The 13,611-nt window shown below is 40.1% G+C and carries 14 protein-coding genes; 6 read left to right on the top strand and 8 right to left on the bottom strand.

The features are described from left to right. Positions 1-82: 82 nt before the first annotated feature. Entirely contained in the window at positions 83-901 is an 819-nt protein-coding gene (locus tag FTU71_RS08660) for an alpha/beta fold hydrolase (protein ID WP_004971819.1), read from the bottom strand. Next, a complete protein-coding gene (sppA, locus tag FTU71_RS08655) occupies positions 898-1,920 on the bottom strand; it encodes a signal peptide peptidase SppA (protein WP_096901132.1) in 1,023 nt (340 codons plus the stop codon). The genes FTU71_RS08660 and sppA overlap by 4 nt, the downstream gene beginning before the upstream one ends. A gap of 127 nt (positions 1,921-2,047) precedes the next feature. On the opposite strand from sppA, the gene FTU71_RS08650 reads away from it, so the two are divergent. Further along, positions 2,048-3,037 (top strand): lysophospholipid acyltransferase family protein, encoded by a 990-nt coding sequence (locus FTU71_RS08650; RefSeq protein ID WP_096901133.1) that lies wholly within the window; start codon positions 2,048-2,050, stop codon positions 3,035-3,037. On the opposite strand, the gene FTU71_RS08645 is transcribed toward FTU71_RS08650, so the two are convergent. The 3 genes from FTU71_RS08645 to FTU71_RS08635 form a co-directional block, all read right to left on the bottom strand. Next, positions 2,994-5,429, bottom strand: coding sequence for a DNA internalization-related competence protein ComEC/Rec2 (locus tag FTU71_RS08645; RefSeq protein WP_180111826.1), 2,436 nt, complete (start codon positions 5,427-5,429; stop codon positions 2,994-2,996). The genes FTU71_RS08650 and FTU71_RS08645 overlap by 44 nt on opposite strands. 133 nt (positions 5,430-5,562) lie before the next feature. Further along, positions 5,563-6,246 (bottom strand): lipoprotein-releasing ABC transporter ATP-binding protein LolD, encoded by a 684-nt coding sequence (gene lolD / locus FTU71_RS08640; RefSeq protein WP_167845882.1) that lies wholly within the window; start codon positions 6,244-6,246, stop codon positions 5,563-5,565. Further along, positions 6,239-7,474 (bottom strand): lipoprotein-releasing ABC transporter permease subunit, encoded by a 1,236-nt coding sequence (locus FTU71_RS08635; protein ID WP_004971828.1) that lies wholly within the window; start codon positions 7,472-7,474, stop codon positions 6,239-6,241. The genes lolD and FTU71_RS08635 overlap by 8 nt, the downstream gene beginning before the upstream one ends. A gap of 25 nt (positions 7,475-7,499) precedes the next feature. Between FTU71_RS08635 and FTU71_RS08630 the strand changes: the two genes are divergently transcribed. Both FTU71_RS08630 and FTU71_RS08625 read left to right on the top strand, forming a co-directional pair. Then, positions 7,500-8,063: a PilZ domain-containing protein gene (locus FTU71_RS08630; RefSeq protein ID WP_004971830.1), complete on the top strand. Its 564-nt coding sequence runs from the start codon at positions 7,500-7,502 to the stop codon at positions 8,061-8,063. Positions 8,064-8,092: 29 nt separating this feature from the next. Beyond that, positions 8,093-8,380, top strand: coding sequence for a hypothetical protein (locus FTU71_RS08625; protein ID WP_136144316.1), 288 nt, complete (start codon positions 8,093-8,095; stop codon positions 8,378-8,380). An 80-nt stretch (positions 8,381-8,460) separates the two neighbouring features. Here FTU71_RS08625 and FTU71_RS08620 read toward each other — a convergent pair whose 3' ends face one another. Together FTU71_RS08620 and FTU71_RS08615 are read right to left on the bottom strand one after the other, a co-directional pair. Beyond that, on the bottom strand, positions 8,461-9,372 hold the full coding sequence (locus tag FTU71_RS08620) for a DMT family transporter (RefSeq protein ID WP_104853213.1): 912 nt from the start codon (positions 9,370-9,372) through the stop codon (positions 8,461-8,463). Positions 9,373-9,384: 12 nt separating this feature from the next. Further along, positions 9,385-9,852, bottom strand: a complete 468-nt coding sequence (locus FTU71_RS08615; protein WP_004971836.1) for a YaiI/YqxD family protein — start codon at positions 9,850-9,852, stop codon at positions 9,385-9,387. A 239-nt stretch (positions 9,853-10,091) separates the two neighbouring features. Here FTU71_RS08615 and FTU71_RS08610 point away from each other — a divergent pair, with 239 nt between their 5' ends. Together FTU71_RS08610 and FTU71_RS08605 are read left to right on the top strand one after the other, a co-directional pair. Then, the gene (locus FTU71_RS08610) at positions 10,092-11,024 is read left to right on the top strand and encodes a hypothetical protein (RefSeq protein ID WP_019837949.1); all 933 of its coding nucleotides are present in this window, start codon (positions 10,092-10,094) and stop codon (positions 11,022-11,024) included. Between the two features lie 489 nt (positions 11,025-11,513). Then, positions 11,514-11,654, top strand: coding sequence for a hypothetical protein (locus FTU71_RS08605; RefSeq protein WP_004971840.1), 141 nt, complete (start codon positions 11,514-11,516; stop codon positions 11,652-11,654). A gap of 96 nt (positions 11,655-11,750) precedes the next feature. Here the strand turns inward: FTU71_RS08605 and serC are convergent, their stop codons facing one another. After that, positions 11,751-12,830 carry a 3-phosphoserine/phosphohydroxythreonine transaminase gene (serC, locus tag FTU71_RS08600; protein WP_180111824.1) on the bottom strand — a complete coding sequence of 360 codons (1,080 nt, stop codon included), beginning with the start codon at positions 12,828-12,830 and terminating at the stop codon, positions 11,751-11,753. 255 nt (positions 12,831-13,085) lie between these two features. Here serC and FTU71_RS08595 point away from each other — a divergent pair, with 255 nt between their 5' ends. Next, positions 13,086-13,532, top strand: a complete 447-nt coding sequence (locus FTU71_RS08595) for a hypothetical protein (protein WP_180111822.1) — start codon at positions 13,086-13,088, stop codon at positions 13,530-13,532. Positions 13,533-13,611: the final 79 nt, after the last annotated feature.

The following is a 13,611-nucleotide window of genomic DNA, read 5'->3' as shown; positions in this document are numbered from 1 at the left end:
TTAAGTATGTAGCTTTTGATATATACGAAAAAACGCCTGTTGATCAGGCGTTTTTTATGGTTCGTATTTGGTTCAGACTGAATTAAACAGAAGCAGCTTTACTCTGCTGTGCTTGAATCAAATCTTTAATCAACTGCACCGTCGCTTCAGGTTTTTCTAAAGGGAACATATGTCCACCTTCAACCACCTGATAAGCAATGTTGAATTTCTTGGCGGTAATTTGTGGGAAACCTGCTTTTAAGAACGGACCTTTTTTTGCAATCACCAATTCTGTCGGCACTTGCAGTTTTGCTTGCGGCAACCACCACAGTGAGGGATTGGTTCTAAAAATATTGACTTCGTCCATTTTTGGAATGGTCAATTGTACTCCGCCTCGCACATGGTCATCAGTCAAAGCATGCTCGATATAAGCCTGAAAACAATCGGCATCGAAATCTTGATAAAAACCTTTCGGACGCAATAAGTCTGCTGCTTGCTCACGACTTTCCCAATGATCACGACGGCGCAAAGACAAAGATGCAGGCGACAGTTGATCTACTGCTTTAAGCTTAAACATTTTGGCAAAATGTAAAAACACCGATGCTTTACCCATAATTAAAGGTGGATCAAGCATGATCACTTGTTCAAATAATTCAGGGCGTTGTAAAGAGGCTTGAAACGACAACACTGCACCTAAAGAATGCCCCAACGCAATCACTTTACGTCCCTGAGCTTGACGTACAACACTGTCAATCACTTGTTGGGTTAAGCTTTGCCAATGATTATCAATCGGATAACGCTTATCTGGCCCCAACAAAGGGACGTAAATCACATCGTAATCATCTTTAAGTAAATCAAACAGTTTTTGATAAACCTTCGATGGCACGCCATTGGCATGCGCAAAATGAATCAGTGGTTTCATTGTAATTTCGCGTTTTGCTCAGTCTGAATATGTTGAGATAAAGAAGTGGCAAAGCCCTCTCCCACTGCTGCACCCATACGACCCAACACAGAGTCTAAAGGACTGTGTTCAATGGTATAGTTCACTGTTTTATCTAGGTTTAAATCACGCTTCAGGCTATTTAAACTGCCAATCTTATCGGCAATGCCTAAAGTCACGGCTTGCTCACCTGTCCAGAACAGACCTGAGAAAATCGCAGGATCTTGTGATTTCAGTTTCGCGCCGCGTCCATCTTTCACTGCTTGAATAAAGTGGCCATGCACATTATCTAATACGGCTTGCACATGTTTTTTCTGTTCAGGATCAACAGGTTGTGTCATCGACAATAAGGCTTTATTTTCACCTGAGGTCATAGTACGATCTTCCACACCCATCTTCTGCATTAAACCGCTCAGCCCATAATTTGGCATAATTACACCAATCGAACCCACCAAACTTGATGGATTGACAATAATTTCATCTGCAGCGGAAGCAATGTAATACGCACCTGAAGCGCCAGTATCACCAATCACGGCATAGAGTTTTTTCCCTTGATGCTGTTTTTTCAGATATTGAATTTCTTGCCAGATTTCATCTGACTGCACAGGTGAACCACCCGGAGAATTAATATTTAGCACCACCGCCTGACTGTTGCTGTTTTCATAGGCTTTTTTCAGTGACTTGATGGTGTCATTGCTGTTCACACTTTGCTTGTCAGATGCAATTGTGCCAACAATATCCACCACCGCGATATGTGGACTCGCTGCCGATGGATTCGTGGTCGTGGTACTGCACCCTTTCCCCATAATCACCAACAGTAAAAAGACATAAGCAAAAGTTAAAAACTTAAAGAAAATTCCCCAACGACGTGCACGACGTTGTTCTTCAACTGAAGCCAAAACAGCTTTTTCTAATAGTTTCCACTCATTGCCTGTTGGCTGCTGTGCTTGTGGAGATATTTGTTGTGATTCATTTTGTGGTTTTGGTGGCCAATCGGACATGAAACAATCCAAAAAATAGTAAATTTGCTCCATTATATACGCGGAATTGGCAAAAACTGTCTAAAGCCTGTATTTTCTCCTATAATATTTTACATCTTTATCCTTTCTATCAATTGATGCTGTCGTTATGACCGAACCTGCACCGACAATGGCTTTATCGCGCCTGCTTGATTTTGTCAGTCGACAACCTTTAACAGTTGCGCGTTTTTTTGCAAAATCTTTGGCTTTTTTGGTCAATACACTGCGTTTGAGTAAAACCTCTCAAACCATTCAACTCAATCTACAAATTGCGCTTCCTGAGCTGAACTCACAACAACGCGAACAGATTACCCAGCAAGCAATTCGTAACGAACTGACCTCTTATTTTGAGTTTTTTCATATTTGGGGATCAAGCAATCAAAAAAATATTCAAAGAATCCATCAGGTACATGGTTTAGAACTATTACAAGATGCACTGGCTGCACAAAAGGGTTTGGTCTTAATTGTGCCGCATTTTGGCACTTGGGAAATTATGAATGCGTGGATCGCTCAATATACGCAAATGACCATCATGTATAAACCTGTCAAAAATCCTGCGGCAGATGATTTTGTGCGCCAAGCACGTAGCCGTGAACAGGCACATTTAGTCCCAACAGATGAATCTGGGGTACGTCAAATTTTTAAAGCACTCAAACAAGGCGGAACCACTGTCATTTTGCCAGACCATACCCCAAATATAGGTGGTGAGATGATTCCTTTTTTTGGTATTCCGTTGGAATCGAGTAATTTAAGCGCCAAATTGATTCAGAAAACTAAAGCAAAAGCTTTGTTCTTATATGCGTTAAGAAATGCAGATCAAGGCTTTGATATGTATATCGAAGCGATAGATGAGCACATTTATCAGTGTGATGCCAATGCAGGGACAGCTATTATTCACCGTGCAATTGAAGATTTGATCCGTCGTTATCCTACACATTATCACTGGAGTTATAAACGCTATAAAGCCCATCCAGATTTACGCGGGGTCTATCATAAACCTGTGCAAGAAGCCTTGGCAGATGTGCAGGCTGTACGTGCCCAGACACAGAACCAAACTAACGCTGCAACCACAATTTCTGCTGCCGATACGGCTGTATAAGCATACGCTGTTGTGCATCTACAGAAAAACGTACGCTGCCCTGTTGTATGGTGTTCATGAACGGAATATTGAGCGCAGCCAAGCGTTGCTGAACTAAAGAACTAGGATGTCCATAACGATTATCAAAACCTGCAGATGCCACGGCCAATTTGGGTTTAAAATGTGCTAAAAAATCATAGGCAGAACTGTGCTTACTCCCATGATGACCCAAAATTAACACATCTACTTTTAAATCAGGATATTCCTGCAATAATTGATATTCAGTTGCCCAACCTGCATCGCCCATCACTAAAAAATGCTGATATGGCTGTGCGGATGGCACTGAAATATACAACACACATGACAACTCATTTTGTTGCTGTGCGGCATAGGGTAATTGACTCGGTTTAGGAGATAAAACTTGTATCTGTACCTGATGTGGTAAAGACCACTGTTGCCCTTGCTGACACAAATTAAACTTGCTATTTACTGCCACATCTACGGTCTGATTGGCAAAGACATGCTGAATATTGACTTCATTTTGCAAATGAGGAAATGCACCACTATGGTCTTGGTCTAAATGACTTAAAACCACCAAGTCCAGTTGTTTAATACCATGCACCGCTAAAAATGGACGTAAAATTTGCTGTCCAATACTAAACTTACTTTCATCATAAGAACCGCCCACATCAATCATCATGTTGTAATGACCTGAACGTAAAAATAAAGCTTGTCCCTGCCCCACATCGAGTACTGTTAATTCAAATGGTTGTCGTTGGCTATCGACTATAATCAGTGGAACAAAACATAAGATTGCCCAAGTTTTAGGCAATACCGATTGTGGTAAAAATAGCAGAAATAAGCCTAAACAAAGACAAACATACACCGTTGCAGACATCGACAAAGTATGTAGCCGTGGTGCAAAAACAGTTTCCATCTCCCGAAAAATCAAGCCGAATAAAGCCACAGCTAGATCATTCAATTGAAACAGTATTGACGCCAAGGGTTCAAAAATAAAAAAGCAAATTCCTGCCAAAATATCTAAAGGCACGATCAGCATACCAATCAATGGAATTGCGATGATATTAATAAGCGGTGCAATCCACGCCACTTGTTTAAAAAACACAATCACCAAAGGAAATAAGGCAATAAAAATTTTCCATTGTGATTCAATTAAAATTTTGCTGGCATGTTTTAGTTGCTGCCAACGATTCAGGCCTATACGAGGTTGCTCACTCAGGCTTTGATAAATACGTAGCAGAATAAAACACGCCCCGTATGACAACCAAAAAGCAGCAGACAGCACACTTAAAGGATCAAACCATAGCAATAATGCAGCACTATAAATAAGTAAGGCAAAACCTTGAAGCTTCTGCTTCATCACCAACATCGCTGTAACGAGACTGCACATGAGCAAGGTTCTTAAGGCAGGAATTTCAAAACCAACAAAGGCGGTATACAGCAATACACAACTTAAAAATGGCAACATGAGCAAATATTGTTTAGGCATCCACAAATACCAATGCGGACGATAACACCGAATAAGCTGATGCAACGCCCAACATAGCATGCATGCAAAAATCAGCACATGCGGTCCTGAAATTGCCAATAAGTGACTAATTCCAAAACGCTGAAACTGTGCTTCGGTTTCTGAATCTAATAAGCTTTTATCTCCTGTAAGAAGTGCAAGGATGAGACCTTGATGCTGCAAAGGTTGCTGCTGAATAAACAAACGAATTTGATAACGCTGCTGTTCAATCCATAAACGAAATTTTGCCCATAACGTTTGTTGTGCACGCCAATGTTGTGTAAAGCCCATGGCATAAATTTGTTCTGACGGAATGAGTTGAACCTGCTCCACCCGAAAACCACTCATGATATTTTGTTGTAAATACCATCGCTCTACATCAAATGCCCCTGCTGTGGCATAACTATGTGCAGGGCGAATTTTTCCACTTAATTTGTAATAGTGTCCAAGTTCTAAATTTTGCCCATGATATACTTGGGTCTGAGCTAAAGTCGCTAACCAGGTCACTGTTTGAGGATGTCGGCTTAACACCTCGATCTTTTGTGAAATGCTGTTGTCATTCAGTTGATTTAACTGTCTGACATAAACCACGACTTCGGCAAATTCAGGTTGTAATTCACGCCATTGCAAACGCTGCTGCATCTGCGTATCGGCATAGATCAAACCAAGAACAAAACTCAAAACACCTGCTACGCCTACATTCAAACATTTCCAATAGATTGAAGATAAGCGAGCTTGCAACAAATACTGCACGATGGCACAGCATAGAATCAGTAAAACCATTGCGCTGGGCATGGCAGTCAGTGTATGTATTGAAAAAGAAGAAGAGCGTATTCCGACACAGGCGATCCCAATCACCCAAGCTAGTCCCATCAATTGCAGCATGAATATTAAACTTATTATTTTTATTGGCATGCATCATAAAGCCCACCGAAGTGGGCTTCAACAAAACAATCTTATTCCAGCAATTACTGTTTTAAACGCAATCGCTTTTGAGTGGCTTTACGAACTATGCCCCTTAAGCATCTACCCAAACACCATCTTGCATGTGCAAAATGGTATCGGCAGATTTTGCCAACTCTTCATCATGAGTCACAATCAACATCGCCATATTAAACTCTCTGCGTAATTCACGCAGCAATTCAAAAATTTTAACTGCAGTTTTGCGGTCTAAATTTCCAGTGGGTTCATCGGCAAGCATGAGTGCGGGTTTTGTTACTAATGCACGTGCCAACGCAACACGCTGACGCTCCCCTCCAGAAAGCTCACCCGGTTTGTGGGTTAAACGATGCGATAAACCGACTCGCTCAAGCAGATACTCTGCCTGTGCCTTCACCTCTTTGTAATTTGTGCCTGCACGTAACATTAACGGCATTGCCACATTTTCAAGCGCACTAAACTCAGGCAATAAATGGTGAAACTGATAAACAAAACCGAGGTATCGATTACGCAAATAGCCGCGTTCAGCTTCGCCTAAATTGTCAAAACGCTGCCCATGTAAAAATACTTCGCCTGTGCTTGGACGGTCTAAACCACCCAACACATGCAATAAGGTACTTTTGCCCGAACCACTCGCTCCGACAATCGACACAAACTGCCCCTGCTGAACTTGTAAATCTAGACCACGAATCACTTCAACAGTGGTTTTGCCATCGGTAAAGTGTTTAGAAACTTGTTTGGCTTCCAGAACAATCTTACTCATAACGCAATGCCTCTGCTGGTTGAATTTTCGCGGCACGTAATGCAGGGTAAATCGTCGCCAAGAAACTTAAAATTAATGACAAGCTCACAATCACCACCACATCTTGCCATCTTAAATATGAAGGTAAGTAGTTGATAAAGTAGGCATCAAATAAGTTTAGCCCTAATACATTATTCAACCATGCAATAAAGCCACTGATACTGGACGCGAAAATAATCCCCAAGATTGCACCTGAAACCGTGCCAATAACCCCAATGACCGTACCTTGCACCATAAAAATTTTGGTAATCGTGCTTGGTGATGCACCCAAAGTTCTTAAAATCGCAATATCCGATTTTTTATCGGTCACGACCATCACCAAAGACGACACGATATTAAATGCAGCCACCAAAACAATTAGGAATAACAATAGGCTCACCATTGCCTTTTCCATTTGAATGGCGCTAAACAAGTTGCCGTGAGTATAAGTCCAGTCCGAAGCATAAAAATTGGCAGGTAGCTCTTGCACAATATCTCGAGATACTTGTGGTGCAGCAAAAATATCATCCAGTTTTAAACGTACACCTTGCGCACCATCGGGTAAACGCAGCAAAGTCGAAGCATCATTCAGGGCGATATATCCCATCATCGAATCGACTTCTGCACCAATACTAAAAATACCGACCACTTTGAAGCGTTTAAAACGCGGTACAACCCCTGCAGGTGATGGCGTCGCTTCAGGTAAAACCAAGGTAATGCTGTCGTTTAAACCCAAACCCAAGGCATCGGTCATTTGTTTGCCCAAAACAATACCGAACTCACCCTTTTGCAGATTATCGATACTGCCTGCAACCATGTGGTTTTGAATGATGGATACTTTCTTTTCGTATTCGGGTTCAATTCCCGTGACCATAATGCCCGACACTTGCCCTTGTGCGGTCAACATGCCTTGCAATTGCGTGAATGGTGCAGCACCAACAACATGCTTATGTTGCTCAACTTTCGTTGCAAGTTCTGGCCAATTTGTTAAAATTTGTGTTGATGAAACAGTGGCTTGAGGTATCATGCCCAAGACACGATTTTTTAATTCACGATCAAAACCATTCATCACCGAAAGTACGGTAATGAGGACGGCAACACCCAAAGTTAGACCGATCATCGAAACTAAGGCAATAAAAGAAATAAAGTGGTTACTGCGCCGAGCGCGCGTATATCTCAACCCTATATATAGCGAGATTGGTTTAAACATACCATCAAGTCCGAGGTAATACATTATGGAAAATTTACAGCATCAAAGCGTCGCGTCTGAACGTCGTGTCATGTCACGAATTGATGCTGCCCTGAGAATCAATTACCAGATCATTTCTGACGATGTTGCGCTGAACGACCCTTACGATGCTAATTTTGTTTTACCGCGTTATTTTCTACTACTCGCAGAATTAGATCAATTTGATCATGCATTAAACTACGAATTAGAACAATTAACTGAAAAAGATCAACAAATTGCTCGAATCTTATCCTTATTCAACCAAAAATTAAACCTTATTACAGGGTCTTTATACGATGCAATTGTACAAAGCATGTTACCTATCCCTGAACAGGTCAATTTTTCAGAAAGTGGTTTCAGTTTTTATAGTGAACGTGAATTAAACACGGGCAGTTATATTCATGTCACGCTCAGCCATCCTGAAAACTTTTTCCATATAGCCGCAACCGCGCAAGTGGTTTACAGCCGTGAAGAAGAAAATGGACAATATCGTACTGGGGCGTATTTTATTACTCTACACCCTCAAGATCGCGTCAAACTTGCAGAAGCCGTTGCTTTAAAACAAGCATAATCTAAGAAATAAAATACCAGAAATATCATATGGATAATTTAATCTTTGCTTTTCTAAGTGGTATGCTTGGTGGAGAATTAGCAAATTATGTTGCTAAAAATGATAAAAGGGTTGAACTGCCAACCCTTTTGATTTATCTAATTTCTTTTTCTATTGTTTATACGATATCTGTCACTTTTACAGGAATTGTATATCTAATAAAAGGATTTCCTATTCCATGGAAATGGATTGGAGTTTTTAGCATATCAACTTCCTTAGCTCTATCTTTAATACTATTCACTATAAAGTTAGTTAGATTAAAATTTAAAAAACATTAACTCTAAACCCATATAAAATAAATCATTTCTGCATGTTCGCGTATATAAAATCACGTGGATAACGCCATCTTTGCATATCGTTAGGATGGTGTTTTGATTTTCTGAGCCAATGCCCGACTTGCTTTAAGATCACGATAAAAATACAGCACTAAGCCTGACAATAAAACCAAAGCGCCCACAAATACCATGACCGATAAAGCTTCTTGATTGAGTAAAGCACCAATCAACAAAGCAATCATTGGCGTCATGACGGTGGTTAAAGATAAGGTGGTCGCCTGAATATTCTGCACCAATTTAAAATAACAGAACATTGCAATCAAAGAAGCCATGATCACGGTATAAAGTAAAGCTGCGATAGATTTAAGACTCGGCAAACTAGTCGGTACATATTGCCAAATAAACGGCACAATACATAAAGCCGCAATGGTTGATACCAAAATCGAGCCAGTTGCCTGTGCTACAGGTTCAACTTGCGCATTAACTTTTTTCACCCAGAAAATAGACATGGTGTAGGTCAATACACTAAACAGCATTAAAACAATACCCAGAGGATGCACATGCTGTGTTTCGCCGCCAAAGCAGATGATGCCAAGCCCTAAAATGGACACTGTCATTCCGATCCATTGAATACGTGCCAAATGCAACTGAAACACAAAACGACCAATCAAACCTGCTATGATGGGGGTCAGACCAAACATCAGGGCGATAATGCCTGAGCTTAAATAAGCGGTGGCAATGTAGGTGAAAATTTGTGAACCGATCAGACTAAACGAACCTGCCAAATAACTATGCCACGCTTGTAGATGATGTGGAAATTTCACTTTTAACAGCAGCAATAAAATAATAGCTAAGGGCAAAGCAATGAAAAAACGTAGCACCAAAGCCCAAAGCATGTGTAAATCTGACACACTCCAGACAATTGCCAAAGGCGTTGTTGCCCAAATGAAAACCAATAAGGCATAGGTCATCATAATATTGGTTTTAGAAGGCATGCGTGACTCGTATTAAGCAGTTTTACGTTTTTGCTTTTGGATGGTTTGATCTAGACTACTTGAAAACTCACGTTTATCACGTTCTGAAATAGGTGCTGGCCCACCTGTTTGTACGCCTGCACCACGCAAAGTATCCATAAAATCACGCAAATGCAGACGCGCTTTCACATTGGCAACAGTATAAATTTCACCACGTGGATGAATCGCTATTCCGCCCTTTTCAATCACTTGTGCCGCTAGTGGAATATCCTGCGTGATCACAATGTCGTGTTCCTTCATGCGATCTACAATTTCCTGATCGGCGGCATCGGCACCATGCATCACTTGAATAGAGTTAATCCGTACCGAAGGCGTAATCCCGACCGATTGATTGGCAACAAAAGTGACTTCAAGTTGGTAACGATCTGAAGCACGTAAAATGACTTCTCTTAGAATTTTAGGTAATGCATCTGCATCAACCCAAAGTTTAAATGGCAGCACTGTGCAACCCTGATAATAATATGCGACTAGTGTATCAAACTCATTACATTGCAGTATGTTTAAAATGCTCAGAATTGCATGCTAAAGTGTAGATGGATGTGATTTTGTTTCTGCTGCATCGCTGTCCACAATCTGTACAAATGCAGTGGCATTACATGAAATTTCAGCCAAAGACTTGAAAAATCGAAATAACCCTCGATCTAAGAGTAAAGAAAAGAACCCAACATCTCAAAGTGCTTATGAACAATCAAAATAGACCAGAAATCATCCGCATTGAAGATCAGAACTTCGGCAGCCATGTTGAACATTGGAATTTACTCACGGATGAACCCTGCACCGAAGTTCCAAAATGGTTAGGACTGGCTCTAGATGCACCAATTATGCCAATGGGTTTATGCCGCCAAGAAGCAGAAATGGATCAAAGCACATGGCTGATTCAAGGCCCAAGCAAAGAGGCAATTCAATTGACACAAGTGATTGCGGTTGAAAATAACAAACCACAAGCTGTAAAAACGGCTTTCCCTTGCTTTGAAAGTCCTTACAAAGTTGAAGCTAAAATTGAACGTATCATTAGCTGCAAATCTAACACTCAAGCGGTGCTTCGACTCAATTTAGGCAACAACAGTATTGTCTATGCTTTTGACAGTTTATACAGCGTCAACCATCAACAATACCAAAAAGATCAAACCTACTGGGTGCATTTAAACGCATGGGCGTATGAACTTGAAGCTGTTGCTGAAGGCGAACAATTGGTGGTCGATGATCCTGCGTCAATTAAACACCATCGTGCGCTGAATGATATTTTAGCAGCCAATGATGGTGTTGCACCTGCCAATCTGCAAGAACAAATTGACGCATGGCAACCTAAGTCCGAAGATGACAAAGCACCTGTAACGGTGGATTTTTCTAAAATGGTCGCATATTTATATGGCGAAAATATCGGTCAGGAAGATGAAGCTTGGTTTCAGGGCAATGTTGTTGGTAAAACCAGTTTTGAATTCATGAATCAAGCCTATACTGTTTATGATGTCACTCTAATTCATGATGAAAATCAGCCTGCGATTTTAATTCGTCTTGCAACTAAAAATCCTGCGCACCAAAACTTTGAAATTGGACAATACATTCGTGGCAATATTTGGATTCAAGCCAATATTCACAATATAAAACAGTAGTTTATTAAAAATAAACCTCAAAGTAGCTGTCTAAATAATAAATTCATATTCATCATCCCCCCATCCTCGCCTTCTCCTCAGGGAGAAGGAACTTTCAATACTTATTTCACTGATGGCTTATAATCAATTTCTGATTGTTAAAAGCGTGCTATTGATAGTATGAATATATTGATGCTTATTTAAGCATTTTAAATTCAAAAAAACGCAGTTATCCACAGCTTTAAATTTATTATAAATTCAAAATCAGCCATATTTTAAATCGAATATGTGGATAAGTTATTTTAAAACCCAAACATCTGCACCAAGCACCGTAGATAATCTGAAAGCCTTGAGTGGTGCGGATTTTAAAAATCAACACAGAATTAATTCATTATTGGCAGATATTATATTTAAAATAAAATTAGTACTTTATTTAATCAATTTTTTATGCTAAAAATATAGCCGTATTTAAATATTTAACGATAAATAGATCATCGGAAAATAATATCTATGAAAATCGTGCAAGAAGAAAACTTACAGCATGTAGAACATCAACTTGAGCAACGCTATCAGCTCGACCCAATGTCTTGCCTATTTTTTGCATTAGGCATGCTGCTCTCCGCCTACGGCTTACACTATTTTGTGTTCTGAGTTTCACTCATCAACAAGCCTCTATGACTTTTCACCTATTTCTATAAAAAAAAACCCAGCTAATTCAGCTGGGTTTTTGCTTTTTACTACTATCAATTAACCGTGACGTTTTGCAAAGTCATCCATAAAGTTAACCAAAGCTTGTACGCCATCTAATGGCACTGCATTATAAATACTTGCGCGCATACCACCTACAGAACGGTGACCTGCCAAGTTCAACAAACGGTTTTCTTCAGCTTCTTGCAAGAATTGTTTTTCCAGTGCGGCATCAGCCAAAGTAAACGGAACGTTCATAATTGAACGGTTTGCGCTATAAATTGGATTCGCGTAGAAATCGCTTGAATCGATATAACCGTATAATAATTTCGCTTTTTCTAGGTTAACTTGATGAATCGCATCTACACCACCGTTTTGCAATAACCACTCAAACACTAAACCAGACAAATACCATGCATAAGTTGCAGGTGTATTCACCATGGAATCATTTTTTGCCTGTGCTGAATATTTCAAAATGCTTGGAATTTCAGGCTTGGCTTGATCAAGCAAATCTTCACGTACAATCACAATGGTTAAGCCTGCTGGGCCAATATTTTTTTGCGCACCTGCATAAATCAGACCAAATTTAGATACATCTAAAGGTGCAGATAAAATGCTTGATGAGAAATCACATACCAACGGTTTGTCTGTTTCTGGAATATTGGCAAACTGCAAACCACCAATTGTTTCGTTATCTGCATAATGCACATAGGCAGCATCGGCAGATAAGTTCCATTGGCTTTGTTCGCTAATGGCATGCTTACCTTCAATCTGAATACCCGCTTCAACGACATGAATATCGCCATAGCGCTGCGCTTCTTTTAAGGCTTTTTCAGACCAAATACCCGTGTGGATATAATCTGCCTTGTTGTTTTTACCCAACAAATTCAATGGAATCGCAGAGAATTGTAGCGATGCACCACCCTGCAAGAACAATACTTTGTAGTTCTCAGGAATATTCATGAGTTTGCGCAGGTCTGCTTCCGCTTTTTCAGCCATGGCAACATAGTCGGCACTACGGTGGCTCATTTCCATGATCGAAAGACCTTTGCCATGCCAGTCAAGCATTTCAGCTTGAGCTTTTTCAAGTACGGCAGTCGGTAATGCTGCAGGACCAGCACAGAAGTTGTACGCGCGCATGATTTTTCCTTTCAGAGTGAAACACAATAAAATGATGGCATTTAACCATATCTGGCAGGGTCTTGCACAAAATTATTTCAATCTATGAGCCAAGATAGAGTCAAAAAATCAATGTAGATTCGAGGGATAAATTTACTAAATCAAAAAAAGAGGTTGAAATGTGTGCGACAATATCTGTCGCAAATTGATCAAAAAAACCACCCACTACTCCTAATTAAATGATATTTTAAATAAATATTAAAGGAGAAATAAACAATGACAACATTCCTCAATCACTTTAAGGTAGATAAAAATTTACTTGAAGTTGACTTCTTTGACCCTAATCTGGAAACAGATACTCGCTTATACATTGATAGTTATTATTTAACTCGTTGTGAGAACATACATTCCAAGTCTGCTCTGACTACTCAGCAAAATTTTATGAAATGTTTAATGGAAGCTCTTAAAGAAAAAGATGAAATTAAAGCAAGAAAATTATGCTCCCATTTTCCTGAGCCCAAATATACTGGCATTGGTGCAACTAAAGAAGGAGTAAATGGCAAAAGATCACACGATATTAAAGTTGAATATATACTCACATGCTTAAAGTCTTCTCAGGCAGCTCAGACAGGCTTATTAGAAGATCTTGAAGAATTAATATTAGTTGCAGATGGTTTGACATACTCCCACCACTTTCGTTTTCACTCAAGTGGGGGATTCTAAAAGCAAAGCTCTTAGGCGACTTCCTCACGGATTTCGCTTGCTTTCTGCTTCTTAGGGCGACCTTTACCGCATCCACCCT

Source organism: Acinetobacter sp. YH12136, from assembly GCF_013418545.1.
Lineage (GTDB): Bacteria > Pseudomonadota > Gammaproteobacteria > Pseudomonadales > Moraxellaceae > Acinetobacter > Acinetobacter towneri.
Note: the sequence above shows the minus strand (reverse complement) of the source record. Positions and strands in the feature narration are given on the sequence as shown.

What these genes read in the sequence shown, in the direction of transcription:
- FTU71_RS08660 (WP_004971819.1), bottom strand. Translation starts at nt 901, where the DNA reads ATGAAACCACTGATTCATTTTGCGCATGCCAATGGCGTGCCATCGAAG.
- sppA (WP_096901132.1), bottom strand. Translation starts at nt 1,920, where the DNA reads ATGTCCGATTGGCCACCAAAACCACAAAATGAATCACAACAAATATCT.
- FTU71_RS08650 (WP_096901133.1), top strand. Translation starts at nt 2,048, where the DNA reads ATGACCGAACCTGCACCGACAATGGCTTTATCGCGCCTGCTTGATTTT.
- FTU71_RS08645 (WP_180111826.1), bottom strand. Translation starts at nt 5,429, where the DNA reads ATGCTGCAATTGATGGGACTAGCTTGGGTGATTGGGATCGCCTGTGTC.
- lolD (WP_167845882.1), bottom strand. Translation starts at nt 6,246, where the DNA reads ATGAGTAAGATTGTTCTGGAAGCCAAACAAGTTTCTAAACACTTTACC.
- FTU71_RS08635 (WP_004971828.1), bottom strand. Translation starts at nt 7,474, where the DNA reads ATGTTTAAACCAATCTCGCTATATATAGGGTTGAGATATACGCGCGCT.
- FTU71_RS08630 (WP_004971830.1), top strand. Translation starts at nt 7,500, where the DNA reads ATGGAAAATTTACAGCATCAAAGCGTCGCGTCTGAACGTCGTGTCATG.
- FTU71_RS08625 (WP_136144316.1), top strand. Translation starts at nt 8,093, where the DNA reads ATGGATAATTTAATCTTTGCTTTTCTAAGTGGTATGCTTGGTGGAGAA.
- FTU71_RS08620 (WP_104853213.1), bottom strand. Translation starts at nt 9,372, where the DNA reads ATGCCTTCTAAAACCAATATTATGATGACCTATGCCTTATTGGTTTTC.
- FTU71_RS08610 (WP_019837949.1), top strand. Translation starts at nt 10,092, where the DNA reads ATGAACAATCAAAATAGACCAGAAATCATCCGCATTGAAGATCAGAAC.
- FTU71_RS08605 (WP_004971840.1), top strand. Translation starts at nt 11,514, where the DNA reads ATGAAAATCGTGCAAGAAGAAAACTTACAGCATGTAGAACATCAACTT.
- serC (WP_180111824.1), bottom strand. Translation starts at nt 12,830, where the DNA reads ATGCGCGCGTACAACTTCTGTGCTGGTCCTGCAGCATTACCGACTGCC.
- FTU71_RS08595 (WP_180111822.1), top strand. Translation starts at nt 13,086, where the DNA reads ATGACAACATTCCTCAATCACTTTAAGGTAGATAAAAATTTACTTGAA.